Below are 25,376 nucleotides of genomic sequence, written 5' to 3'. Positions count from 1 at the left end.
GGCCGGGGGAGGAAAACCCAAAGTGATCTCACTCGCATGAGGTACTATATACCTTATTACACAGGATTCTGGACTTGACACGGAAATCATGGTTCAAATCGGAACTCAATTCCCTATCACAGCAAATGTATCTTGAAGGTTATCGATAATGTCAGATGCCGTGATGGTTTCCGTGCCGGCACCCCTCTCCACCAGATAATCAGCTGTGAAACCATGCATGAATACCGCACTGGAGATGGCATGCTGCGGATTTTCGTAACGGGCGAGGAATGCAGCAAGCATCCCGGTGAGTACATCGCCGCTTCCGCCCTTCGCAAGCCCTGCATTACCGGTATCATTGATGAAAATCTCCCCCGCCGGTGTCGCAACAAGAGTATTCGGCCCTTTCAATATCACATACATGCCGTAATCCACCGCCATTTCCCGGGAAATCTCAAACCGCTTCCTGTTCACTTCCCCCGGGGATGAATCAATCAGGCGCGCCATTTCACCGGGATGTGGTGAGATGATGGTAGGGTGTGTCCTCTCCCGGATTTTGCTTTTCGAATCCTGGAGCCCTGAAAGTCCGTCGGCATCAATCACCAGAGGCCCTTCGAATCGATCCAGCAGATATTTCACGGTGCGCTTCGTCTCCTCATTTACACCGAGCCCCGGACCGATGGCTATGATATCCTTCCCTTCAATGAAGGCCTCCAGATCGCCTTCCCGGTTAAAAAGTGTCGCTTCGGGGATATGATTCACCAAAGTCCCGAAAATGTCTTTATGGGTGTTCAACTGCGTCAGGCCTGCCCCGCTTCTCACGGCAGCGGCCGTCGTGAGGACTGCCGCACCCGGCATATTGGCGCTGCCTGCGATGATGCCGACTTTCCCATGGGAGCCTTTATGTGATGCATCTTCTCTTACGGGCCAGTGTTTTTCAGTATCCTTACGCGTCCAGACATTTCTTTTGGACCGGACGGTTTCGTCGATTGCCTTCTGCGGCAGGCCGATATGGATCAATTTCGCCTCGCCGTAATACCGGCGCGCCGGATAAGTGTAGTAGCTCAGTTTCGGCAGGCCGATGATCAGTGTATGGTCTGCCTTCAATGCATATTCCGGCACCGGGGATTCATCCGCCGGCACCCCGCTCGGCAGATCAATTGAAATGATGAAGTTATCCATCGCATTCAGTTCCCGGAATATCTCTTTATAAGGCGGGCGGATCTCCCCCGTGATCCCGGTGCCGAGCATCGTATCGACGATGAGATCTGCACTTTCTGCGATTTCCTTATCGTACTGTGTGAAGCTGAAGCCTGAATTGAGGTAGATGTTCATATGGTATTCGGCATCACCCTTGATTTTATCTGTTTCAGGAATGACGCAGGTCTCCACCTCATACCCGTTCTCCTTAAGCACTTTTGCGATCACAAAACCGTCGCCGCCATTGTTCCCGCTGCCGATGAGTACACACACCTTCTGCCTGCGGAAATTTTTCATGATGTTCTTCGCAGCGACGCGTCCGGCGTTCTCCATCAGTATCGTGCCGTCTATCCCGATTTTTTCAATCGTATACCGGTCAATTGCCTTCATCTCTTCTCCTGTAACGACTTTCATAAGTACACCTCCAATCCCATTATAAAATAAATCCCCCGGGTCATCACGGATGATCACCCAGGGGTTCCATTATGCCTGTCTCAAAATATTCTCCATCTTTTTGCCTTTGGCGAGTTCGTCGATCAGCTTATCCATATAGCGTATCTCCTGCATCAACGGTTCCTCGATGTCCTCGACCCTGACACCGCAGATCACACCTTTGATCAGATTCCGGCCGGGATTCATTTCCGGCGCTTCATCGAAGAAGGTACGGAAGTCGGCTTTGTCTGCGAGCTGCCGATCAAGTCCGCCTTGAGTATACCCGGTCAGCCAGCGGATGATTTCATCGACTTCCGCCTTCGTGCGGCCTTTACGCTCCGCTTTGTTGATGTAATGCGGGTAGACGCTGGAAAATGGCATTTCATAAATTTTGTGGCCGGCCATCATTCATCCCTCCATCAGTCTATATATCTGTATGCAAGCAGTTCCTTAAGTGACTTGATCTCTTCTTTCAGCTTCACACCAATATTGGTATCGCGGACGAGTTTCCTCTCCAGTTCCTCATCCACGACCCGCCTCACGGACAGGGCATCCGCGCCGTCCATGAGCACTTTTTCCTTCGAGTTGAAGTGCTGGTGTGCCACGAGCTGCATGCCGTATGAATTGTAGAGCAGTGTATAGCCTGCGATGCCGGTCGTTTTCTGATAGGCTTTCGAGAAGCCGCCGTCGATGACGAGCATCTTGCCGTTCGCCTTGATCGGATCTTCCCCGTCGATCTCCTTCACCGGTGTATGGCCGTTGATGATCCGCCCCTGATCCGGGTCGAGATCGAATTCCTCGAGCATCTTGCGGCACATATCGACGTCTTCCCGCAGATGGTAGTAAGGGTTCTTCTCCTCTTTATGGGAAGCCTTGTCTTTTATGAAGTACCTCTCGAAAGTCGTCATTGCACGCTTGCCGAACAGTGATGAATATTTCCCTGTCCACAAATACCACACGAGGTCGGTCGCAAGGTCATCGGTTTCTTCTTTATGGGCGAAGGAATGGCGGAGGTATTCCTCGAACTTGTCGAGCAGTTCCCTGCCTTTGTATACTTCGCCTTCAATCTCCATCGATTCCATATCACCGTTTTCGTCGACCGGTATGCAGCCGTGGATCAGCAGGTTGCCGTTGTATTTCAGATAAAGGCTGCCCTTTTTCATCAGGAAGTTCATATGCCGCTTCAGTTTCTCCGACTGCTGGATCGACAGGAGCAGTTTATTGATGACTTCCTCCTCTTCAGGAAGGAGCTTCGTCGGATCATTCCGGTCCACCGTCTGGAAGCATGTGTTTTCGAGCTTGTAAGTATTGCCGTAGACGGTCAGTTCATTGTTGTCATAGTCGACTTTTTCAAGGACGAGCCGCTCCTCCATCTCAAAGAACGGACGGCGCTTGATGATCGGTGCCTCAAGTTTGAACTGTATGATTGCGATGGCCTGGTGGATCTTGGTGATCTGCAGTTTCTCGAGCTCCGTCAGCTCCTCACCCGAAGACATCTTAGGGTGGAATGCCGGATTGTCATCATAATATTTCTCCGCAAGGTTCACGAGCGGCCGGAGGTTGATGCCGTAGGCATCCTCGATGATGTTCAGGTTGTCGTACCGCGCACAGATCCGTAAAATGTTCGCAAGGCACACTTTCGAGCCTGCATACGCACCGATCCACAATACATCATGGTTCCCCCACTGGATATCGAGGGAGTGGTAGTCGATCAGCGTATCCATGATCTTCTCCGGCTCCGGCCCGCGGTCATAAATGTCGCCGACAACGTGCAGGTGATTGACGATCAGACGCTGTATCGAATAGGACAGGCCGACAATCAGTTTATCCGCCTGGCCGAGTGAGATGATCTGATTGACGAGCTTTTCATAATATGTCTTCTTGTTGGCATCCTCATCCGTTTTGTAAAGGAGCTCCTCGATGATGAAGACGAACTGCTCGGGCAGCGCCTTTCTCAATTTGGAGCGCGTGTACTTGGTGGAGGAAAATGCGACGAGGTCGATCATATTGTGGATGGTCGCAATATACCATTCATCCAATGCTTCTTTCGATTCGAATTCATTTTTGATCAGCTGGAGCTTTTCTTCAGGATAGTAGATCAATGCCGCAAAGCCGCTGATCTCCTCCTCCGTCAGCGAATCTGCGAACAATGCAGCGATCTTCTGCCTGACATTTCCGGACCCGCTCCTTAAGACATGCTGGAAAGCCTGATACTCACCATGCAGGTCACTGACGAAATGCTCCGTGCCTTTCGGCAGGTGAAGGATTGATTCAAGGTTCATAATCTCGGTGGCCACTTTTTCTTCATTATCATATTTTGTGGAAAGCAGATCCAGATATTTCGCCTTCAGATCTGCATCATAAGTCTCAACCATAACAGACACCCCTATTTAATATTACTTATCATTATACTAGATTTCGGCTTTATATAAATCATATCTTAAGAAAAATAAAGACCTCCCGGCAGAATGGAATCAAAACAATTCATGGGTGTAATAATTCTTTTATTTTATAATTATTCCATAGATGGTATAGTGAGGGAAAGGGGGAAAGCGGCCTTTCAAAACATACGGAGGACTAGGTAGAATTATTATGTAAGCGTTTATAAAAAGGGGGAATTGTTTTATGAAACAGCGGGTGAACCGTGCAACCGAGACAGTCTGGGCAGGGGAGAAAAATTACAGGGCACACGGTGCTTCACAGGTGCCGGTGGTCAACAGTGTCGCCTATGATTATGAAGATCTTGAACATTGGTACAAAGTATCAACCGGGGAAGCGGAAGGCCATATTTATTCGAGGAACACGAATCCGACGGTCGCCGCATTTGAGGAAAAGGTTGCGGCTCTGGAAGGTGCGGAAGCGGCGACGAGTTTTGCGACGGGCATGGCCGCGATCAGCGGCACGTTCTATACATTCTTAAAACCGGGCGACCGTGTGGTGAGCATCAAAGATTCATACGGCGGGACGAACAGGCTGTTCAGTGATTTCCTGCCGCATATGAATATTGAAGCGACATTGTGCGATACGGATGATCATGAAGCGCTGGAAGCAGAGATCGGGAAGGGATGCAGACTTGTGCATCTGGAATCCCCGACGAACCCGACCGTGAAAATCATCGATATTAAAAGGATTGCCGAAGCGGCACATGAAGCGGGTGCACTGGTGGTCGTGGACAACACTTTCGCAACACCTATACTGCAGAATCCGCTTGAGCTCGGGGCGGACCTCGTCATCCACAGTGCAACCAAGTTTTTGGGCGGCCATGCGGATGCGCTCGGCGGTGTGCTGTGCGGGAGCGCCGATCTCGTCGGTGAAGTTTTCCATTACCGGGAAATCAACGGCGCAACACTCGACCCGCATGCAGCCTACCTGCTGCTCCGCGGGATGAAGACACTTGATCTGAGAGTACGTAAGCAGACAGAGAATGCCGGGAAGCTCGTTGAATATTTGTCGGAACATCCTGCGGTGGAGGATTTATTCTACCCGGGACTCGAGACCCATCCCTACTATCATATTGCGGCGGAACAGATGCGCGGGTACGGGGCGATCTTCAGCTTTTCACTGAAAGGCGGGCAGTCGGCTGTCAGGCAGGTGTTGCCGAGGCTCAAGTTTGCCAACCGTGCGGCAAACCTCGGTGCGGTCGAGACGACCGTCGGCCCTGCCAACACGACAAGCCATGTGGAATCGACGGAAGCGGAACTGAAAGCGCTCGGCATACCTTCGAGTCTTGTAAGGTATTCGGCGGGAATCGAAGATCATAGAGACTTGATTGCGGATATGGAGAATGCGCTGAGTATTCTGGAAAACCAATCAGAGAAAGAGGGGGCAGGCGATGTTCTCCAAGAAAGAATATAAAACAAGGCTCAACAGGACGAAGCAGGGTATGCTGCAGCACGGGGTGGAAGTCCTGGTGCTCTCGAATCCTTCGAATATGTGCTATATCACCGGTTATAACGCATGGAGCTTCTACGTGCATCAGGCGGTCATCGTCTTCATCGATGAAAAGGAACCGCTGTGGATCGGCCGAGGAATGGATGCCAAAGGTGCGGAGCTGACGACGTGGATGAAACCGGAAAACATTCTGCACTATCCGGACGACTATGTACAGTCCTCCATCAAACACCCATTTGATTACATCGCGGAAGTATTGCTCGAAAGAGGTAAGGGTGACCGTAAAATCGGCGTGGAGCTCGATGCTTTTTATTATACCGGCAAGTGTCATGAACGCATGCTGATCGGCTTGCCCGAAGCGGAACTGAAAGACACGGGCAGGCTCGTCGGCTGGGTGCGGCTGATCAAAAGCGACAAGGAGATCAGTTATATGCGGAAGGCTGCCTATATCGTGGAACAGGCGATGCAGGCGGCATACGACAGGATTGATGTCGGTGTCCGGGAGAATGATGTGGCTGCCGCCATTTATAACGCCCAGATATACGGCAGCGATACATTCGGCGGGGACTATCCATCCATCGTGCCGATGCTGCCGACAGGCGAACAGACCGGCAGCCCGCATCTGACATGGACGGATCAACGCTATAAGAAAGGAGATCTGGTGACGATTGAAATCGCCGGGGCGTACCGGCGTTATAACGTCCCGATGGCGCGGACCGTATCGCTTGGAAAAGCCGAAGACCGGGTGCTGGATGTCGGGAAAGTAGTACTCGAAGGCATCGAGGAAACGCTCGCTTTCATTAAACCCGGTCATACAGCTGCCGAGGTCAGCAGCGTCTGGACGAACGTCATTGCCAAATACGGTTATGAAAAAGAATCCAGGGTCGGCTACTCGATCGGCCTGAGCTACCCACCCGACTGGGGCGAGCACACGATCAGTTTCCGTAAGAACGATAACTCGATACTCGAGCCGAATATGGTGTTCCATTTCATGCCCGGCATGTGGTATGAAGACTTCGGCGTGTCGATCACCGAGTCGATTTTGGTGACCGAGACGGGGATTGAAAGACTGACCTCATTCGACCGTGAGATTTATGCAAAAGAAGTTGAATAAAGGGCGGCTGGGCTGTTCATTTTCCGGGAACGGGCAAGCCCCCGGAAAACTCACAGATGATCGCCAACAAAAAAGGAGCAGAATCCGTATTGGATCCTGCTCCTCTTCTTTTTAAGCTTTCAATACATTATCCGTTGCCTTGGCCCCGGCGACATCCTTTTCGGTCAGTTCCTTCTTTGAGAACGTCGTCCAGGTGATCGTCACGTTCGTATGGTCAATCGAAATGCCGGGATGGTGCTGAACACTCTCGGCATAGACGCCGAGTTTACTTACGAATTCGATTCCGTCTAGGTATTTGTCAAACTTGTAGGTTTTCTTCAGCTTTTCACCGTCGAGCTCCCAGCCGTCCAATTTTTGGGCCTGTTCTTTTACGCCACTCATGAATCGGTCACCTCCATAGGATACTTATTCCACTTTACCTTCTGCGCCGATCAGTTAAACACGTCCATGAAAATCAGTCGAACCGGTCGATGACCCTGTGGTAGCCGTCGCTGCCGTAATCGAGGCAGCGTTTCACGCGGGATACGGTCGCACTGGATGCACCGGTCTTGTCCTGGACTTTCTGGTATGTCTGGCCTTCTTTGATCATTTTGGCGACCTGGAATCTCTGCTTGAGGGCGATCAGTTCATTCGTTGTACACAGGTCGTCAAAGAAATGGTAGCAGTCATCGAGGTTTTCGAGCTTTAAAATACCTTCGAACAGGTCGTCGAGTTCCTGACCTCTGATATTATCTATTTGCATAAAGGTTCCCTCCATTAGCATCATTTTATCAAATTACTTTAGCGAATTAAAGCGTTAAACTATTTTTCGCCGAATCCTTGCATCTTCGGGTTATCTTTGTTACTATCAGATTTATTAGTTATTCTTCACTACGCTAAAGTGTTAAAGGAGATTGGATATGGAGAACACATTGATCATCAACCGCTTGAAGCTCGCACAGGATTATACAGAGCTGCTTGACCGTGAAGGTTACCACCTTGTGGATATGAATATGGTGGAACCTTTTTATATTGAAGATAAAGAACATCACCCGTCGACGATCATTTTTGAAAGAAATGAACAGCTGATGTCGATCCGCAGCGACTGGACGCGTTCCCTTTTGAACTACAATGAAAATTTCCATCTCAGTCACCGCATGTTTGGATATTTCGGCCCGGTCGTGAGAGGCTACGAAACGTTTTATCAGGCCGGGGTTGAGCTGTACGGTCCCGAGGAGGCGGAGGTTTTAAAGAGCATCGATATGCATCTCTCGTTCTTCAAAAATAAAACGCCCGACAATTTCAGGGCGGTCGTCGTGAACAATGATAAGCTCCTTGACCTTTATGTTGAGAAATACGACCTGGACATCTCCATTAAAGATTTGATCTATGAGAAGAACATATCCGAGATCAGAAAAATGCTCGGTGAAGACCACCCGCTCACGGTGCTGATGACGGCAAAAGTGAGTGATCAGATCGACATCATCAATGATGAATTCCAAAACAGTGAGGAACTTGACTTCATCAATCATTTGAGAAGCCATCTCGCGGAGTACAATATGAAGTTCATCCTCGATCTCTCGTTCCGCTCACCGCAGTCCTACTACAACGGCTTTTATTTCCAGGTGTTTTTGAACCATGATTATCCGTTGATCAGCGGTGGCGAATACAACAGCAGCGCATTCGGCATCGCTGTGAATCTTTCGAATGGAGGTTTGTTATGATTACTGTAGCGTTGACCAAAGGCAGATTATATAAAGATTTTACGGCGTATCTGAAAGATAATGATTTACACCAGTACATCGAGCCATTGTCGGAAGATACCCGCTCACTCTACACGATCGTCGATAATGTGAAGTTCATCTTCGCAAAAGGTCCGGACGTGCCGACCTACGTTGAAAGCGGCGTTGCGGATATCGGCATCGTGGGTTCTGATATTATAGAAGAGGACACCTTCAATATACTGAACGTCTCCCAGCTCCCTTTCGGAGACTGCCATTTCTCCGTGGCCGGCCTGCCCGATCAGGGTGAGTTCAGGACGATCGCCACGAAGTATACGAATGTCGCCTCGAAATATTTCAGGGAAAAGAAGATGGATGTCTCACTCGTGCACCTCAACGGTTCCGTCGAGCTTGCACCGCTGCTCGGGCTGACCGACGGCATCGTCGACATCGTCCAGACAGGCAACACGTTGAAGGATAACGGCCTGATCGAATATGAGAAGATCCTTGAGATCCATGCACGCCTGATCGCCAATAAAAGGACCTTCTATACGAAAGAGGATGAAATCTATAAATTTTTAACGGAAATCGGGGTGTTCTGATGGATGCTTTGGAATTCAGGAAAGTGTTTGAAGAAAAATATGTCCAGAATCAGAGTTTTGAAGGCATGGCCGATGTCATCAAAATCATAGAAAATGTAAAGCAGAATAAAGACCAGGCGCTGAAAGACTACACCGAACGGTTTGATGGCATCGCTCTGGATGATTTCAAAGTGTCCGCCGAAAAACTTAAGGAAAGTTTCGAATCGCTCCCTGATGAAGAGAAGCAGGCGCTTGAAACGATCAAAAAGCGGATTGAAGACTACCAGACAACGATTAAATATTCCGATCAGGACGACGGGGAATTCAAATACGTCTACCATCCGATCGAGAAAGTCGGCGTCTACGTGCCCGGCGGCCGGGCGCTCTACCCATCAAGCGTCCTGATGACGGTCGTGCCGGCACTCGCAGCAGGGGTGGATGAAATCCATGTGGTGACACCGACGTTTGAAGATAACAACATCACTTTTGCGGCCCTTTATTTATGCGGTGTGGAGAACGTCTACACGGTCGGCGGCGCGCAGGCCGTCGCCGCCCTCGCCTACGGCACCGAGACGATACCGAAAGTCGATAAGATCGTCGGGCCGGGCAACTACTATGTCGCGCTTGCCAAAAGGCTGCTGTTCGGGCAGACCGGCATCGACATGATTGCCGGACCGAGCGAGATCCTCCTGTATGTCGATGAAGAGGTGGATGTCGATTCAATCGTCTACGACATCTTCGCCCAGGCGGAACACGATGCGAACGCGCGCACGTTCCTCTTGAGCGAAGACGCCGGGATCATCGACCGAATCGAAAGCAGGCTTAATGAAATGATGGATGCGCAGCCGCGTGCGGAAATCATCAGGGCATCTGTTGAAAACAATCATTTTGCCGTTGTGGATTCAAGGGAGGCATTGATCGATCTCGTCAACTACATCGCACCGGAGCATGTTTCCGTGCAGCATAAGGATTCCGGCATGATCATCCGGAACATTAAATATGCAGGCGCGGTTTTTGAAGGCCCCTATTCACCTGAAGCGATCGGGGATTATGCGGCAGGTCCGTCACACGTCCTTCCGACGGACCGCACCGGACGTTTCAGCCACGGGCTGAACGTCAACGATTTCCTGACGAGCCATGCGGTGATTTCGCTTGAGAAGGAAACGTTCGATGATATCGCAAAACCTGCGATGACCGTGGCGAAACGGGAAGCGCTTGATGCACATTATCAGTCATTGAAAATTAGAACGGAGTGATTTCATGATCATCATGGACAGGAATACGAGTCCAATTTCACCATTGTCGGAAGAAGCGATGATGGAGGTAATATCCAACACAAAAATCAACGAGTATCCAAGTGCGGAAATAGACCGCTTCAAACAGCTCTATGCGGATCATTACAATATAAGTCCGGACACTATTGAAGTCGCGAACGGCTCGGATGAGTGGATCCAGAAGGCGGTCATGACACTCGGAGAGAACGGCGTCATGACCGTCGCCCCTGATTTTGTGATGTATAAGGAATACGCAGAACAGATCGATGCAAAGTTCACCACGGTGCCGTGCAATGCGGATTACCGTTTTGATTTCGATGCGGTCGTGGAGAGGATAGATGAGGAAAAACCTTCCTTATTCCTGATTTCCATGCCGCACAACCCGACAGGCCAGCTCTTTACATATGAGGCGCTTGAAAAGCTGTCGGCGGCGATGCAGCGCGCAGGCGGCTATCTCATCATCGATGAAGCATATGCCGAGTTCGGTCCGGATTTTGATAAGCCGCAGGGTGAGCACGTCCTGATCATCCGGACTTTAAGCAAGATGTACGGTGTCGCAGGCCTCCGGGTCGGCATCGTGATTGCGGAAGGTGAAGCTTTCAGGAAAGTGACGCGCATCAACCACCCCTACCCCGTCAATTCACTGTCGTTGAACATGGCATCCAAAATCTTTGAAGATAGAGCGCATCTTGCCGATTTCATCGATTATCAGAAGAAATCGAAGGAAATGCTCGAATCAGCTTTTAATAAAGTCAGTGATAAAGTGAATGTCGTGGAATCCTATACGAACTTCGTCTTCACATACGGGGAGAATGCAGTGGCGCTCGGCCGCCATCTTATGGAGAACGGCTACAGGTGCAGAATGTATAACGATGAATCACTGAAGGATGTCGTCAGATATTCAATCATCAGGCATGAGGACTATGACGGTTTAAATAAACTCATTACAGAATGGAGTCATCAACATGTATGAAAAAGAACGGATCACAAAAGAAACTAAAGTGAAAGTCATATTGGATGATGAGAGATCCTTCAAGGAATCCAGCATTTCAACAAAAGTCGGTTTCTTTGATCATATGCTGACCCTGCTCTCTTTTCACTCCGAATTATATTTCCATATCGAAGCGGACGGTGACATCGAAGTGGACGACCACCATACCGTGGAAGATGTGGGCATCATTATCGGTCAGCTGATCCGGGAGCTCTATGTCGATAAGGCTTCGTACCAGAGGTACGGCACGACGTATATACCGATGGATGAATCGCTGGCACGCGTCGTCCTTGATTTATCCGGCCGCCCGCATATGAATTTCCAGGCAGAGTTTTCACGGGAAACAGTCGGCGGTTTTGATACAGAGCTCGTGATGGAGTTCTTCAATGCCGTCAGCATGAACAGCCGCATGACGCTTCATGTGGATCTGCTTAAAGGCGGCAATACGCACCATGAAATCGAAGCGATATTCAAAGCTTTCGCACGCAGCCTGAAAGCGGCACTGCAGGAAAGTGCTTCAGGTGTCCCTTCTTCCAAGGGTGTCATTGAATGATAGGCATCGTCGATTATTCCCTGGGAAATATCCAAAACATCAAAAATGCTCTGGAAAAATTCGATGAAGATTATATATTATCCAGCAGGAAAGAAGATCTCATGTCCTGCGATACAATCATCCTGCCCGGCGTCGGCCACTTCGGGGAAGCGATGAAGACGATTGAAAGGCTCGGCATCAAGGAAGATCTGATCACACTTGCACAGGAGAAACCCATGATCGGCATCTGCCTCGGCATGCAGCTGCTGTTTGAACACAGCGCAGAAGGTGATGCCGATGGGCTCGGACTCCTGAAAGGGACCGTGGAGCGGATTGATGCGGGGCATCCCGTGCCGCATCTCGGCTGGAACACTTTGGACAGTGGTTGCACCCCGCTTGATCAAAAAGATGTTTATTTCATACACAGCTTCATGGTCACCGGGTCGCCGGATATCATCGCAACATCTGAATACGGCATCGACATACCGGCCGTGGCACAGCATGGCAGCATCATCGGCATCCAGTTCCACCCCGAAAAATCGGGGGAAGCGGGTCTCGATATATTAAGAACGGCAATCAAAGGAGGATTTCTATGAACATTATCCCGGCAGTGGATATTATAGACGGTCAGAACGTGCGCCTCACCCAGGGCGACTATGAACAGAAGACGGCGATGAAGCGGACGCCTGAGGAAGCGGTGCAGTTTTATTCGACTTTTGAACAGGTCGCAAGGATCCATATCGTGGATCTGATGGGTGCATTGAAGCAGAACGCACTGGAGACGACAATCATCAAGAAGCTGAAAAACCTGACCGACCGGCCGCTGCAGATCGGCGGCGGTTTGAGGAACATGGAGACGATTGAAATCTATGATGAGATCGGCATCGACTACTTCATACTCGGTACACGGGCGATCATGGATATCGAATGGCTGAAGGAAGTCGCAGGCCGTTATCCGGACAGAGTCTTCGTCGGAGTGGACGCAAAAGAAAATGATATATACGTCAACGGCTGGACCGAGAACAGCAACATCACAATCGATGACTATCTTCGTCAGGTGGAGGACCTCGCGCTTGCAGGCATCATCTATACGGACATCAACAAGGACGGCATGAACCAGGGGCCGAACTTTGAAAATACGAAGCGGATCAACGACCTGACAAGGCATACCGTCATCGCAAGCGGCGGCGTCCGCAATAAGGCGGATCTCGAAAGACTAGAATCCATGGGTATCGAAAATGCGATCGTCGGAAAAGCGAGCCATAATGATGCGTTCTGGGAGGGAATAAAATGATTAAGAAAAGAATCATACCGTGCCTCGATGTCAAAGACGGTCGGGTCGTCAAAGGCGTGAACTTTGTGGGCCTCCGGGATGTCGGCAACCCGGTGGAACTCGCCAAACGCTACAACGCCGAAAATGCGGATGAGCTGGTGTTCCTTGATATATCGAAGACACAGGACGGGCATGACCTCATGCTCGATGTGATACGTGAAACCGCAAAGGAACTGTTCATACCGCTGACCATCGGCGGCGGCATCAAAAGCGTCAATGATATACGCCAGCTTCTGAATGCCGGTGCGGACAAAGTCAGCATCAACTCGGCAGCGATCAACAACCCTGAACTCATCAGGGAAGCGGCGGATACTTTCGGCAGCCAGTGCATCTGTGTGGCGATCGACGTGAAATACGACAAAGAGCGTGGGGATTACTATGTCCACACGCACGGCGGCAGTAAAAGCACGGACATCAAAGCATTCGACTGGGTGAAGCGGACGGCGGAACTCGGTGCCGGGGAATTATTGATCACAAGCATGGACCATGACGGTGTAAAAGAAGGGTTCGATATCAAATTCTTAAAAGAAGCAGTCGGACTCGTCGACATCCCGATCATCGCAAGCGGTGGTGCGGGGAATATCGACCATTTCGTCGAGTTGTTCAAGGAGACGGATATTTCCGCAGGACTCGCCGCATCCATCTTCCACAACCAGGAAGTCGGCATCAACGACCTTAAAGAGACGCTTGACGAGGAAGGGATTGAGGTGAGGCTGTCATGAGACCCGATTTCGATAAGGGAGGCGGACTGCTTTCCGTCATACTCCAGGACTGGCGGACCGGCCAGGTGCTGATGAACGGCTTCATGAACGAAGAAGCCTATGAGAAGACCGTCGAAGAGAAAGTCGTATGGTTCTACTCCAGAAGCAAGGGGCGTTTATGGAAAAAAGGAGAGACAAGCGGTCATATCCAGGTGGTCAAAGACATGGCGCTCGACTGCGATGACGATGCACTGCTCATCCAGGTCGAACCTCACGGGCCAACGTGCCACCTCGGCACGCAGAGCTGCTTCGGTGATGATCATTTCACACTGCAGAGCCTTGAAAAAATCGTTGAAAATAAAATCCAGAATCCTGAAGAAGGGTCCTACACCAAATATCTGACCGATGAAGGGCTGGATAAGATACTCAAAAAATGCGGCGAGGAAATGACCGAGATCGTGATTGCCGCAAAAAATGATGATAAAAAAGAGATCATCGATGAAACGAGTGACCTGATGTACCACCTCCTCGTCATGCTGCAGCACCAGGGGATGTCTTTAAAGGAAGTCGAAGACAACCTGAAAGAGCGTCATGGAGAGAACCTGTCATATAAAGTGCGTGAAGATATAGAGGAATGGTAAAAAAAGAGCAGCCGGGCAATTTTGCCCGGCTGCTCTTTTAAATATTTTCAATTCAACTAGGTTTCAAAGATTATTCCTTAACTGAGGTTGTTTTTCAACTCAGGATTTTTAGCAAGGGTCACCTTTTGTATGAGATACACGCTTGCCAGTATTACCAGTCCTGCCAAATCAGTCACAAAGTTTGGGTGCACCATGCATAGTGATCCGGCAACCAATAAAACCCTTTCGAATATGGTGACTTTTTTCAATAACCAGCCTTCAGTAGCCGCACCGATACCCATGATACCGATAACTGCTGTAATCACAGCAAGTATTATGTCAACTGTGCCTCCGATCAGTAACAACTCAGGACCATAGATGAACATGTAAGGCACAATAAATGCAGCGATTCCTAATCGAATAGCGGTTAAGCCTGTTTTCATAGGCTCAGAGCCGGCGATTCCGGCTGCAGCAAATGCTGCCAACGCAACCGGTGGTGTTATGTTCGAAATGATTGCGAAATAGAATATGAATAAATGAGCTGCTATCGGCTCTACTCCCAGTTCAATCAATGCTGGAATCGTCAAAGGAACCTGAACGATATATGCTGCGACGGTAGGTAAGCCCATTCCCAAAATGATCGAGACGACCATTGTAAGAAGTAAAGTCACCAGCAAGCTGCCCCCTGCAATATCAAGGATGATTCCACTGAATTTCAATCCGATGCCAGTCAAGCCGATAATACCAATGATAACCCCGGCTGCAGCACAGGCTATCGCTGTTTCCAAAGATGCTCTGGCCCCTAAATCGAGTGCCTGTATGAATTGCTTAAATGAAAATCTTGTGGCACCTTTTAGCATTGCAATGACTATGGTGGCCACTATGGCGAATAGACCTGCCCTCATTGGTGAGAAACCTGCTACCAGCATATAGATGATGACGAAAAGCGGTACAAAGAAAAGGAATCCCATTTTCAATACAGCCCAGAGGTTGGGGAGTTCTTCTTTCTTCAATCCTTTTAGATTATTACGTTTAGCCCGTAAGTCGACTTGTACATATAGACATATATAATAAAGCAAAGCCGGAATTATTGCGGCATAGACTATCTCAACATAAGGGATACCGAGATATGAGGCAATGATGAAAGCAGCTGCCCCCATGATAGGCGGAACAATTTGTCCACCAGTGGAAGATACAGCTTCAACGCCCCCTGCGAAATCTTTTTTATAACCTGTTTTTTTCATCAAGGGGATGGTGAATGCACCTGTAGTGACTGTATTGGCCACGGCACTGCCTGAAATTGTACCTAATATCGAACTTCCTATGATCGCTGTTTTAGCAGGACCGCCCCGGTATTTCCCCATTGCAGCGAGAGATAAGTTTATGAAAAATTGACCCGCTCCGGAAATTTCCAGAAACTTACCAAATAAAATAAAGAGAAATATAAAAGTCGCTGATACACCCAGTGGCGTGCTGAATACCCCTGTTGTGGTGTAGAATAAATGATCCATGATCCACATCAAATTGAACTCCCTATGAGAAAGGGCGCCCGGCAGCAAGTGGCCGTAGAAACCATACAGCAGAAAAGCAATCATTATAAGAACTAAAGCATTGCCGACTACACGTCTTGTGGCCTCCAGGACAAGGACAAGACTGATCACGCCTACAATGAGTTCCCATGTCGTCAGTGGCATGACATAAGAAAATCTCGATGATATCTCAGTTCCGTTGAAGCTGTAATAAGAGAAAGAGACGACAACCAATATCATCGCAATTATATCGTACCAGGGAATTCTGGATTGCTGAATCTTTTTTGACGGTTTATATAAAGCAAATGATAGCAACAAGGCGAAGCCCAGGTGGGTTCCCCTCTGGATGATTGACTCAAAGACTCCAAACATTGCTGTATAGAGATGAAAGACAGACATGGCCACAGCAATGATAGTGACAATACTTCCAATCAGTCCTCTTAAATCCCTGTTTTTTTCATTCAATAGACCTTCTTCTTCTTCACCGAGCTTTTGCTGTTGTTCCAATTCAGCAAGTTTTTCAGCATCACTTTTAGTCATAGTGGAACCTCCTTAATCTTAATGAGAACACAATAATTCAATTATTGTGTTCTCATAAAAGTGTTAATTTAATTCTAAGCCTTGTTCTTCATAATATCTTTTTGCGCCCGGATGAAATTCACTTGTTGCATTTTCCACTGAGAATTCTTCATCAAGATCATCCAGTACGGATGATAAGGTGGCGTATTTTTCTTTGTTTTCAAATACCATTTTTGTGATTTCATAAGCTGCATCTTCATCAACATGTTCTTCACTCGCCATCAGCACAGTGTATGCCGCTATCGTCGGAACATCTTCTTCGATGTTCGGATACACATCCTGGCTGATGGAGTAATCGAGGTAACCAGGGTTTGACTCCATCAAGCTTTCGACCACTTCCTCATCTACAGGGATAAGCCTTACACCCAATGTCGTATCCAACTCTTGTACCGTGGACACCGGGGCGGCCAGCAGACTCACAATAGCGTCAATATGATTGTCCCTGAGCAGATCCCCTGCTTCAGAAGTACCTGTGTATTCTATTCCGCCCAGATCATCATAACTCATGCCATATCCATCAAGTACTTCCTGGAATGTAATTTCAGCACTGTAACCACTAATGCCGGGGCTGACAGTTTTACCAGCCAGATCTTCCACACTATTGATGTCCGAGTCTTCTCTCACTACGATATGTAAGCTGTTGGGATATAAAGTGGCAAGTAAGCTGACATCTTCAACAGGATGTGGAAAATCTCCTGCGCCTGCATAAGCTTCTGTCACGTTTGGAGCATTAGCAAAACCGATTGCATATGTTCCTTCATCCATACCCATCATATTGGAGATGGATCCACCTTCAACTATTGTAGTTGAAGATCCGGGGAATACTGTTTGCAAGTCTTCACTCATTGCGCCGGATAAGGTGTTCCAAAAACCGCCTACAGTGGCTGATGCAAAACCAATGTCAGCCGGCATCTCCGCACTTTCAGCGGCGCTGCTCTCACTTTCAATTCCTGTATCTTCATCTGTTTCTGCCTCTGCCTCATTTGAAGAATCACCAGCTTCTTCTTCGTTATTTCCATTACATGCGCCTAACACTAGAACGAAAGCTAAAGTAAATATCAACAATAAATGTTTCTTCATAATTAGTCCCTCCTTGTACGTTAATCGTACATAGTTATTTTATACGTACATCATGTGCTTTATAATACTTTATATATGAAAGCGTTGTCAAGGACTTTTTTGAAAATTCAAACCATCAGATGGTATTGACGATGTTATTCTTAAAGAAATAAAAATAACGAGTGGAAATCTTTGAGATTTCCACTCGTTACAGACAGTCTATATAAATGCTCCTATCCTATCCCCTGTTCTTTTTCTCTCTTCCTTATATCTATGAAGATCTTCGTTTCAGCAGCCACGACACCTGACAAGGCAATCAGCCCGATCAAGTTCGGTACTGCCATCAGTGCATTGAAGATATCGCCAAGGTTCCATACGGTTTCAAGTGACATCGTTGCACCCGGGATGATCGCGAGTACGAAGATGACCCTGTATACCATTGTAAGTCTGGAACCGACAAGGTAAGTGAAACATTTTTCCCCGAAGTATCCCCATCCAAGGATTGTGGAGAAAATGAATGTCAGCAAAGTGATGGCGACTACATAGTTTCCTATGCCAGGCAGGAACAATTCAAATGACTGTGCAGTCAATGCTGCCCCTTCCACACCTGTAGTATACATATCAGCCATTACAAGCGTGATGCCTGTGATCGAACACACGATGATTGTATCGATGAAGACCTGTGTCATTGAAATCAACGCCTGACGTGCAGGAACGTCGGTTCTCGCAGCAGCCGCCGCGATACCGCCTGTTCCAAGACCGGCTTCGTTTGAGAAAAGACCGCGCGCCACACCCATACGAATGACAGTACCAAGCGCGCCGCCGGCGACTGCCTGACCTGTAAAGGCATCAGTGAAAATCAGCCCGACAGCTGCAGGAATGAGATCCAGATTCAGCACCATGATGGCAAGACCAGCCACCAGATAGAAGACGATCATGAACGGTACGAGCACACCGGCCGTCCGTCCGATGCTCCTGATGCCGCCCAGGAGTACAAGGCCGATCAGGACAGCCATGATTACACCGGTAAGCCATGTCGGCACATTGAATACATCAAGTGCGACACCCGAAGCGGCGTTTGCCTGAATCATATTACCGATGCCGAAAATTGCCGCGAATACTGCGAAGAAGGCAAAGAGAACACCAAGCCATTTCTGTCCGAGACCATGTTCAAGGTAATACATCGGTCCCCCGGACATCTCCCCTTTCGCATTCACCTGCCTGTATTTGACACCGAGTATACCTTCAGCATACTTGGTTGCCATGCCGACAAGTGCCGTCATCCACATCCAGAACACTGCACCCGGTCCGCCGATCACCACTGCAGTGGCCACACCGACCACGTTCCCGGTACCGACGGTTGCAGCAAGCGCTGTCATAACCGCCTGGAAATGTGATATATCCCCTTCACTTTTGTCATCCTGCTTTGTAAACAGCATCTTCAAAGAATGCGGCAGCATACGGAACGAGAAAAAAGAAAGCCTGATAGTCAAAAACAAACCTGTACCCACTAAAAAGATGATCAGTGGAAGTCCCCAGACAAAGCCGCTGAGTTCGGCTGTAATATTTGCAAACCACTCTCCCATAGTATAAAACCTCCCCTTTATTATGTATCTACTCAAAAATATATTAACTTTAAAATAATGTCAATATTATGAAAACAATAAAAAAAGGTACATTAGTGTATTAATATACTATTTGTAAATAAGTTTCATGGGTAAATCGAGGGGATTTTCATAGTTGGTTGAAGAAACTTCATACTGTCTAATTTATATGAAGCAGTTTGGTGGATAAATTTCATCTTCGAGACATATCAAAATAAGAGTAATTTTCCATTATAAAAATTTTCAAATAATTCATTGACAACGCTTTCACCTGATATTATACTGAGAATATGTTCGAATAACATATCTTAGTACGAATAACGTACAAGGAGGTGCTTGAAGTGGATAATGTCTTCATCGATAAGGTCGATACTTATATTGTGGATTTACCGGTGATCAGGCCGCATCAGCTCGCGATGACGACGATCACCACACAGGCAATTGTAATTGCGATCATCAAAGATAAGTCGGGCAGGACCGGCGTATCGGAGGTCGCAACGATCGGGGGCGCTTCTTATGGCGACAGTACTGTTGAAGCCATCAAGGCGAACGTGGATAAGTACATCACGCCCCATCTGATCGATCAGACCCCCATCCAGTTCAATAAAATCATGACGACGGTTGCAAAGCATGTACGGGGCAACCTTTTCGCCAAGTCCCTCGTTGAGACGGCATTGATTGATTTAGCTGCCAAGCAGCGTGAAATCCCGGCCTATAAACTTTTCGGCGGTAAAATTCATGACTCGCTGCCGCTCGCCTGGACCCTCGCAAGTGGAGATACAGGACAGGACATCGAAGAGGCGAAGGAGATGCTGCATGCTAAACGTCATAATATTTTCAAGTTGAAGATCGGCCATGGTGACCCTGATGCGAATGTCAGGCATGTGGGCGAGATCATCAAAGCTGTCGGGGAGGAGTCCAGGGTCACTGTGGACATCAACCAGGCCTGGGATGAATATACCGCCCTTAAGCAGATCAGTGCACTGGAAGAGATGGGTGTCTCAATGATCGAGCAGCCGCTGCCGACATGGAATTATGAAGGTATGAAAAGACTCACCGAAAGGTTTGATGTGTCCATACTGGCGGATGAAGCGGCGACATCTTTACATGATACATACCGGATCATCAAAGAAAGGGCAGGAGACGCAGTTGCGTTGAAGCCGGCGAAACACGGCGGCATCCTTGAAACTAAGAAGATTGCCGGTATTGCCGAAGCGGCGGGATTCGGACTCTACGGCGGCACCATGATTGAATCGACTGTGGGCAACGCCATTGCTGCAAGCGTGTACTCGACGATTTCCGAATTCAAGTTCGGAACAGAAATCTTCGGTCCCCTTCTATATAAGGACAAGCTGACTCTGGAAGATATCAAAGTGGAAAACTTCGAGATACAAATACCGGATGACATCGGTTTTGGGAACACGTTGGACTACGAAAAGCTGGAACATTATAAGAGACGATGATCAATAATAACTGACCGCATTGCGGCAGATATATATAAACTTTAATAGGAGTGTGGAATATGACTGTAAACCATCAATTGCCGACAACTAAAAATGAGCGTGTTGAAGAGGTATTCGATCTTTTCATCAAACATATGCAGGGGTTTTTCGAAGAAGCGAAATTGAACCATGAGGAATATACAAACTTCGTAAACTGGGCAGACCGTCTGGGCAAATCAGGAGAACTTCCATTATATGCGGACGTATTTTTGGAGACTCACGTACTGCAGGCGATGTACACCGAACTTCCGGGCACCCAGCCTTCCCTGCTCGGACCTTATTACGTGGAGAACGCACCATTCGTCGAACCGGATGAAAACGGCGTTGTTGAACTGCCGCAGCGTGAGGATGAAGAAGGCGAGCTGTTCTATTTCAGCGGTACGGTGAAAAACGTAGACGGTGAAATACTGAAGAATGCCGAAGTCGATTTCTGGCAGAATGATGCATCAGCCAAATATTCGAACTTCGATTCTGATGCACCGGACTTCAACCTGCGTGGACGCTTCGTCACGGACGATGAAGGCAGATTCACAGTGAAGACTTTCCTTCCTGTGCCATATGCAATCCCTGATCAGGGACCGACAGGCGAATTCCTTGGTTATATGGATCAGCATCCGATGAGGCCTGCTCATCTCCATATCATGTTCAAATCAGAAGGCCATGAAACTTTAATCACCCAGGTGTTCTTCGAAGGTGATGAATGGATGGAGACAGACGTCGCACAAGGTGTACGTGAAGAGCTCATTACGGACCCTGTGGACAAAGGCGACTATAAAGAGGCACATCTGGAATTCGTACTACGTAAAGAAAATTAATTAAAACCCGGGCATGGAGACATGCCCGTTTCATATTTGAAGGAATCATTGGAGGAATGAATCGTGAGGGAATTACCGGAACCGAAATTATCATTACTTGGCCATATGGAATTGTCCGTAGCCAGACCACACCTCCCGAAGAAGACACCGGTCGGCAACCGGAGGATCATACAGGTGACCGGAGGTAAGTTCGAAGGTGAATATTTCAGCGCGGAAGTCCTTCCCGGCGGGGATGACTGGATCACGGTGCGTGAAGACGGCACAATCATCCAGGATGTGCGGATCACTCTGGAGACAGATGACGGGGAGATCATTTTGATGACATACAGGGGGATCAGGACCGGCGCCCGTTCCGTGCTGAACCGACTCGACAAGGGAGAAGAGGTCGATCCTGATGAATATTATTTCAGGACGAACCCTGTGTTTGAAACCGGAAGCGAGAAATATCACTGGCTTAATAACAGAATATTCGTCTCGAACGGCATCCGTATGCCGGAAGGTGTCAGTTATTCCATTTATACAGTCGAATAGGAGTGGGAAATCATGAAGCAGATCTCCATTGGGGATAAATCAATGAATATCAATATGACAGAACATCCGGAGAGCGATGTTCTATTGATCTTTATACATGGTCTGACCGGCAATTATCTGCAGATGCACCATTTTCAAAACCATTTTAAAGACAAATACAATACACTGAGCTACGATTTGAGCGGCCGCGGTGACAGTACGAAGCAGAAGGATCCCACGGCTATCAGCCAGCACAGTGAAGACCTTTTGGAAATGATAAAGTCACTCGGTTATGACAATGTCATACTGGCAGGCTATTCCATGGGCGGATACATTGCCATAGATGTTGCGGGCCGGAGTTCGAAAGTTAAAAAGGTCGTCCTCCTGGACGGCGGCGGTGAAGCTGATGAAAACACGAGCGGACTTGTACTGCCGTCACTGGGGAGACTTGAGAAAACATTTGAATCCAGGGATGAATATTTGGAGATGATGAAACAGTCATACGGCGCAATGGGGGTCGAATGGAGCGAAGTAATGGATCAGGTGATCGACCATGAAATCATGCAGACAGACGGCAAAGTGACCCATAAGTCCGATTACAATCTGACTAAGCAGGATTTTGAAAGCTTTTATGACTTCCCTTATGATGAAGCTTACAAAAAAGTCCAGGTGCCTGCATTCCTCATCATATGCACCGGACCGATCAAAGATGATACGGCACTTTTCAGCAGGGAAGGTTATGATAAGATGCTGGAAACCATTAACGATATAGATTCAACAGTGAAGCATATCAATCATTACGAAATAGTATTCAACAAACAGGAAGATTTGAACGAGAAAATAGAAAAATTTTTAGATGAGGAGTAAATGAAGATGAAATCAAAAATCACTGATATAAAATCTGCTCTTCAACCGGTCAAGGATGGCGACACACTGATGGTCGGCGGGTTCGGTCTGATCGGCGCGCCTTTATCCTTGATAGATGAACTGACAAAGATCGATGTTAAAGAGCTGACGGTCGTCAGCAATAACGTCGGCGAAGCAGGAAAGGGCCTCGGTATATTACTTGACCAGGGTAAGTTGAAAAAAGCAGTCGGATCTTATTTTACAAGCAACAGGGAAGTCGCCAAATGGTACAACGCGGGGAAACTCGAACTCCAGCTGCTGCCGCAGGGCACTTTGGGCGAGGCGATACGTGCCGGCGGTGCCGGCATCGGCGGCTTCTTCACGAAGACGAGTGTCGGGACGGAACTTGCCGAAGGCAAGGAGACCAAAGACATCGACGGTGAGGAATACGTATTCGAAAAAGCTTTAAAATCCGATGTTTCCCTAGTGCGTGCACATAAGGCGGACAAGCTCGGCAACCTCGTTTATTACAAGACGGCAAGGAACTTCAATCCGATGATGGCGACTGCCGGGAAGTATGTGGTGGCGGAAGTGGATGAGATCGTTGAAGTCGGAGAATTGAATCCGGAAGAGATTGCGACCCAGCACATATACGTCGATAAAATCGTATTGGCAGAGCAAATTTTGACCAAGGAAGGTGTGGTTCAGAAATGAGTGTAAAAGATATGATAGCAGAGCGTGCTGCCGAAGCGCTTGATGAATATTCGGTGATCAACCTTGGCATCGGCATCCCCACCCTCGTTGCAAACTACCTTGATAAGGAAAAGTACTACCTGCATACAGAGAACGGCCTGCTTGGCGTCACTTCTGTGGCAGAGGAAGACATCGATCCGAATATCGTGAATGCCGGCAAGCAGCCGGTCGGTGAAGCGGTGGGTGCAAGTTATTTCCACAGTGCCGACTCTTTTGGGATGATCCGCGGTGCCCATGTCGACGTTGCAATACTCGGTGTGCTTCAGGTGGATGAAGCAGGACGCGTGGCGAACTGGGCAATCCCGGGCAAGGATATCATTGGTGTGGGCGGTGCGATGGATCTGCTCGTCGGGGCGAAAAAGGTCATCATCACAACGAACCATACTGCAAAGGACGGTTCCCCGAAGTTCTTAAAAGAATGCACCTTCCCGATCACTTCGACAAGGCCGGTGGATATGATCATCACGGACCTCGCGGTTTTTGAAAGGAAAGGCGACGGATTCGAACTGATCGAATTGATGGGCGAGGCAACATTGGAAGAGGTCGCAGAAAAAACAGAAGCGGATTATACAGTGTCGGAAGCACTGAAGAGGAGTGTCGGACAATGACGGAAGTTGTAATAGTGGATGCGGTGAGGACGCCGATCGGAAGATACAAAGGTGCACTGAAGTCGGTGAGGCCCGATGATCTGGGCGCCATCGTCATAAAAGCACTCGTTGAAAGGAACCCGGGTCTCGATGTCGATCAGATCGACGAAGTGATATTCGGCAATGCGAACGGCGCTGGTGAAGAGAACAGGAACGTTGCACGCATGTCGGCTCTCATTGCCGACCTTCCCGAGAGCGTATCGGGAACGACAGTTAACAGATTGTGCGGATCAAGCCTTGATGCTGTTTCGATGGCAGCCCGGTCGATCATCACAGGGGAAATCGATATTGCAATTGCGGGCGGTACTGAAAGCATGTCAAGGGCACCTTTCGTCATGCTGAAACCTGAGAAGGAATTCCCCAGGGGCAATATGGAGCTCGTCGATACGACGATAGGATGGCGGTTCCCGCATCCGAAGATAGAAAGTGAACACGGCATAGATTCTATGCCACAAACTGCGGAAAACGTCGCAAAAAGGTACGGGATAACAAGAGAAGAGCAGGATGCGTTTGCCTATGAAAGCCAGCAGCGTGCCAAAGCTGCTGTGGAAGCGGACCGCTTCAGGGAGCAGATGGTGCCTGTCACGATCACCGACCGTAAAGGGAACGAAACGGTGGTGGATAAGGATGAGCATCCAAGACCTGAAACGACGCTTGAAAAACTCTCACAGCTGCGTTCCATCTTCCCCGACGGTACAGTGACCGCAGGCAACGCATCCGGCGTGAATGACGGCGCCAGCGCACTTCTTGTCATGAGCAGGGAAAAGGCGGAGGAGCTGGGGCTTACACCGCTTGTCAAATACACATTCTCTGCAACGGCAGGGGTGGAACCTGCAGTGATGGGGCTCGGTCCCATCGATTCAACCAAAAAGCTGCTTGAAAAGACGGGACGCACGATTTCTGACATCGGTCTCGTCGAGCTGAATGAAGCATTCGCGTCCCAGTCCATCGAATGCATCAACCAGCTTGGCATCGACAGGGAAATAGTGAATGTCAACGGCGGGGCCATCAGCTTCGGCCACCCGCTCGGTGCAAGCGGTGCCCGTATACTGACCGATCTGATATATGAAATGAAGAAGAGAGGCACAAAGACTGGTCTTGCGACAATGTGTATCGGTGTCGGCCAGGGCATCTCATTGATGGTGGACAATATAGAGTAAATTAAAAAAGCTGATCGGGTTTCC

26 protein-coding genes are annotated in these 25,376 nt (G+C 48.6%); 18 read left to right on the top strand and 8 right to left on the bottom strand.

Annotated features, from left to right (window positions below; all coding sequences use genetic code 11):
- Positions 1–105 precede the first annotated feature (105 nt).
- The 3 genes from LPW40_RS11315 to LPW40_RS11305 form a co-directional block, all read right to left on the bottom strand.
- Positions 106–1,593 (bottom strand): NAD(P)H-hydrate dehydratase, encoded by a 1,488-nt coding sequence (locus LPW40_RS11315; protein ID WP_230822352.1) that lies wholly within the window; start codon positions 1,591–1,593, stop codon positions 106–108.
- Positions 1,594–1,662: 69 nt separating this feature from the next.
- On the bottom strand, positions 1,663–2,016 hold the full coding sequence (locus tag LPW40_RS11310) for a DUF2200 domain-containing protein (RefSeq protein WP_230822351.1): 354 nt from the start codon (positions 2,014–2,016) through the stop codon (positions 1,663–1,665).
- A 14-nt stretch (positions 2,017–2,030) separates the two neighbouring features.
- Positions 2,031–3,962: a fructose-1,6-bisphosphatase gene (locus tag LPW40_RS11305; RefSeq protein WP_230822361.1), complete on the bottom strand. Its 1,932-nt coding sequence runs from the start codon at positions 3,960–3,962 to the stop codon at positions 2,031–2,033.
- Between the two features lie 274 nt (positions 3,963–4,236).
- Here LPW40_RS11305 and LPW40_RS11300 point away from each other — a divergent pair, with 274 nt between their 5' ends.
- Together LPW40_RS11300 and LPW40_RS11295 are read left to right on the top strand one after the other, a co-directional pair.
- Positions 4,237–5,466, top strand: a complete 1,230-nt coding sequence (locus LPW40_RS11300; protein ID WP_230822350.1) for a cystathionine gamma-synthase family protein — start codon at positions 4,237–4,239, stop codon at positions 5,464–5,466.
- Positions 5,444–6,616, top strand: coding sequence for a M24 family metallopeptidase (locus LPW40_RS11295; protein ID WP_230822349.1), 1,173 nt, complete (start codon positions 5,444–5,446; stop codon positions 6,614–6,616). The genes LPW40_RS11300 and LPW40_RS11295 overlap by 23 nt, the downstream gene beginning before the upstream one ends.
- Before the next feature lie 111 nt (positions 6,617–6,727).
- Here LPW40_RS11295 and LPW40_RS11290 read toward each other — a convergent pair whose 3' ends face one another.
- Together LPW40_RS11290 and LPW40_RS11285 are read right to left on the bottom strand one after the other, a co-directional pair.
- A complete protein-coding gene (locus tag LPW40_RS11290; RefSeq protein ID WP_230822348.1) occupies positions 6,728–6,997 on the bottom strand; it encodes a 4a-hydroxytetrahydrobiopterin dehydratase in 270 nt (89 codons plus the stop codon).
- Between the two features lie 73 nt (positions 6,998–7,070).
- Positions 7,071–7,358 carry a YerC/YecD family TrpR-related protein gene (locus LPW40_RS11285; protein WP_230822347.1) on the bottom strand — a complete coding sequence of 96 codons (288 nt, stop codon included), beginning with the start codon at positions 7,356–7,358 and terminating at the stop codon, positions 7,071–7,073.
- Positions 7,359–7,515: 157 nt separating this feature from the next.
- Here LPW40_RS11285 and LPW40_RS11280 point away from each other — a divergent pair, with 157 nt between their 5' ends.
- Genes LPW40_RS11280 through hisIE form a run of 9 tightly spaced genes read left to right on the top strand, consistent with a single transcriptional unit; the run spans position 7,516 to position 14,369 of the window.
- Positions 7,516–8,319: an ATP phosphoribosyltransferase regulatory subunit gene (locus tag LPW40_RS11280; RefSeq protein ID WP_230822346.1), complete on the top strand. Its 804-nt coding sequence runs from the start codon at positions 7,516–7,518 to the stop codon at positions 8,317–8,319.
- Positions 8,316–8,918, top strand: a complete 603-nt coding sequence (gene hisG / locus LPW40_RS11275) for an ATP phosphoribosyltransferase (protein ID WP_230822345.1) — start codon at positions 8,316–8,318, stop codon at positions 8,916–8,918. The genes LPW40_RS11280 and hisG overlap by 4 nt, the downstream gene beginning before the upstream one ends.
- Positions 8,918–10,153, top strand: coding sequence for a histidinol dehydrogenase (gene hisD, locus LPW40_RS11270; RefSeq protein ID WP_230822344.1), 1,236 nt, complete (start codon positions 8,918–8,920; stop codon positions 10,151–10,153). The genes hisG and hisD overlap by 1 nt, the downstream gene beginning before the upstream one ends.
- 4 nt (positions 10,154–10,157) lie before the next feature.
- Positions 10,158–11,144: a pyridoxal phosphate-dependent aminotransferase gene (locus tag LPW40_RS11265; RefSeq protein ID WP_230822343.1), complete on the top strand. Its 987-nt coding sequence runs from the start codon at positions 10,158–10,160 to the stop codon at positions 11,142–11,144.
- Positions 11,137–11,715, top strand: a complete 579-nt coding sequence (gene hisB, locus LPW40_RS11260) for an imidazoleglycerol-phosphate dehydratase HisB (RefSeq protein WP_230822342.1) — start codon at positions 11,137–11,139, stop codon at positions 11,713–11,715. The genes LPW40_RS11265 and hisB overlap by 8 nt, the downstream gene beginning before the upstream one ends.
- Complete coding sequence (gene hisH, locus LPW40_RS11255) at positions 11,712–12,290, top strand: imidazole glycerol phosphate synthase subunit HisH (protein WP_230822341.1); 579 nt, start codon at positions 11,712–11,714, stop codon at positions 12,288–12,290. Before hisB ends, hisH begins: the two co-directional genes overlap by 4 nt.
- Positions 12,287–12,988 carry a 1-(5-phosphoribosyl)-5-[(5-phosphoribosylamino)methylideneamino]imidazole-4-carboxamide isomerase gene (gene hisA / locus LPW40_RS11250; RefSeq protein ID WP_230822340.1) on the top strand — a complete coding sequence of 234 codons (702 nt, stop codon included), beginning with the start codon at positions 12,287–12,289 and terminating at the stop codon, positions 12,986–12,988. Before hisH ends, hisA begins: the two co-directional genes overlap by 4 nt.
- The gene (gene hisF, locus LPW40_RS11245) at positions 12,985–13,749 is read left to right on the top strand and encodes an imidazole glycerol phosphate synthase subunit HisF (RefSeq protein WP_230822339.1); all 765 of its coding nucleotides are present in this window, start codon (positions 12,985–12,987) and stop codon (positions 13,747–13,749) included. The genes hisA and hisF overlap by 4 nt, the downstream gene beginning before the upstream one ends.
- A complete protein-coding gene (gene hisIE, locus LPW40_RS11240) occupies positions 13,746–14,369 on the top strand; it encodes a bifunctional phosphoribosyl-AMP cyclohydrolase/phosphoribosyl-ATP diphosphatase HisIE (RefSeq protein ID WP_230822338.1) in 624 nt (207 codons plus the stop codon). Before hisF ends, hisIE begins: the two co-directional genes overlap by 4 nt.
- A gap of 77 nt (positions 14,370–14,446) precedes the next feature.
- On the opposite strand, the gene LPW40_RS11235 is transcribed toward hisIE, so the two are convergent.
- The 3 genes from LPW40_RS11235 to LPW40_RS11225 form a co-directional block, all read right to left on the bottom strand.
- A complete protein-coding gene (locus tag LPW40_RS11235) occupies positions 14,447–16,417 on the bottom strand; it encodes a TRAP transporter permease (protein ID WP_230822337.1) in 1,971 nt (656 codons plus the stop codon).
- A 63-nt stretch (positions 16,418–16,480) separates the two neighbouring features.
- Positions 16,481–17,536 carry a TAXI family TRAP transporter solute-binding subunit gene (locus tag LPW40_RS11230; RefSeq protein ID WP_230822336.1) on the bottom strand — a complete coding sequence of 352 codons (1,056 nt, stop codon included), beginning with the start codon at positions 17,534–17,536 and terminating at the stop codon, positions 16,481–16,483.
- Between the two features lie 212 nt (positions 17,537–17,748).
- Complete coding sequence (locus tag LPW40_RS11225; RefSeq protein WP_230822335.1) at positions 17,749–19,101, bottom strand: alanine/glycine:cation symporter family protein; 1,353 nt, start codon at positions 19,099–19,101, stop codon at positions 17,749–17,751.
- 359 nt (positions 19,102–19,460) lie between these two features.
- Here LPW40_RS11225 and LPW40_RS11220 point away from each other — a divergent pair, with 359 nt between their 5' ends.
- The 7 genes from LPW40_RS11220 (at position 19,461) to LPW40_RS11190 (ending at position 25,352) form a co-directional block, all read left to right on the top strand.
- On the top strand, positions 19,461–20,582 hold the full coding sequence (locus LPW40_RS11220; RefSeq protein ID WP_230822334.1) for a muconate/chloromuconate family cycloisomerase: 1,122 nt from the start codon (positions 19,461–19,463) through the stop codon (positions 20,580–20,582).
- Positions 20,583–20,641: 59 nt separating this feature from the next.
- Positions 20,642–21,436 (top strand): dioxygenase family protein, encoded by a 795-nt coding sequence (locus tag LPW40_RS11215; RefSeq protein ID WP_230822333.1) that lies wholly within the window; start codon positions 20,642–20,644, stop codon positions 21,434–21,436.
- A gap of 63 nt (positions 21,437–21,499) precedes the next feature.
- A complete protein-coding gene (locus tag LPW40_RS11210; protein ID WP_230822332.1) occupies positions 21,500–21,967 on the top strand; it encodes a DUF3237 domain-containing protein in 468 nt (155 codons plus the stop codon).
- 42 nt (positions 21,968–22,009) lie between these two features.
- Complete coding sequence (locus tag LPW40_RS11205) at positions 22,010–22,813, top strand: alpha/beta fold hydrolase (protein WP_230822331.1); 804 nt, start codon at positions 22,010–22,012, stop codon at positions 22,811–22,813.
- A gap of 6 nt (positions 22,814–22,819) precedes the next feature.
- Positions 22,820–23,506 (top strand): CoA transferase subunit A, encoded by a 687-nt coding sequence (locus LPW40_RS11200; protein WP_230822330.1) that lies wholly within the window; start codon positions 22,820–22,822, stop codon positions 23,504–23,506.
- On the top strand, positions 23,503–24,153 hold the full coding sequence (locus LPW40_RS11195; RefSeq protein ID WP_230822329.1) for a 3-oxoacid CoA-transferase subunit B: 651 nt from the start codon (positions 23,503–23,505) through the stop codon (positions 24,151–24,153). The genes LPW40_RS11200 and LPW40_RS11195 overlap by 4 nt, the downstream gene beginning before the upstream one ends.
- Positions 24,150–25,352 carry a thiolase family protein gene (locus tag LPW40_RS11190; RefSeq protein WP_230822328.1) on the top strand — a complete coding sequence of 401 codons (1,203 nt, stop codon included), beginning with the start codon at positions 24,150–24,152 and terminating at the stop codon, positions 25,350–25,352. Before LPW40_RS11195 ends, LPW40_RS11190 begins: the two co-directional genes overlap by 4 nt.
- The last annotated feature ends 24 nt before the right edge of the window (positions 25,353–25,376 follow it).

Origin of the sequence: Salinicoccus halitifaciens, from assembly GCF_021026095.1 — a bacterium.
GTDB classification, from domain to species: domain Bacteria; phylum Bacillota; class Bacilli; order Staphylococcales; family Salinicoccaceae; genus Lacicoccus; species Lacicoccus halitifaciens.
Note: the sequence above shows the minus strand (reverse complement) of the source record. Positions and strands in the feature narration are given on the sequence as shown.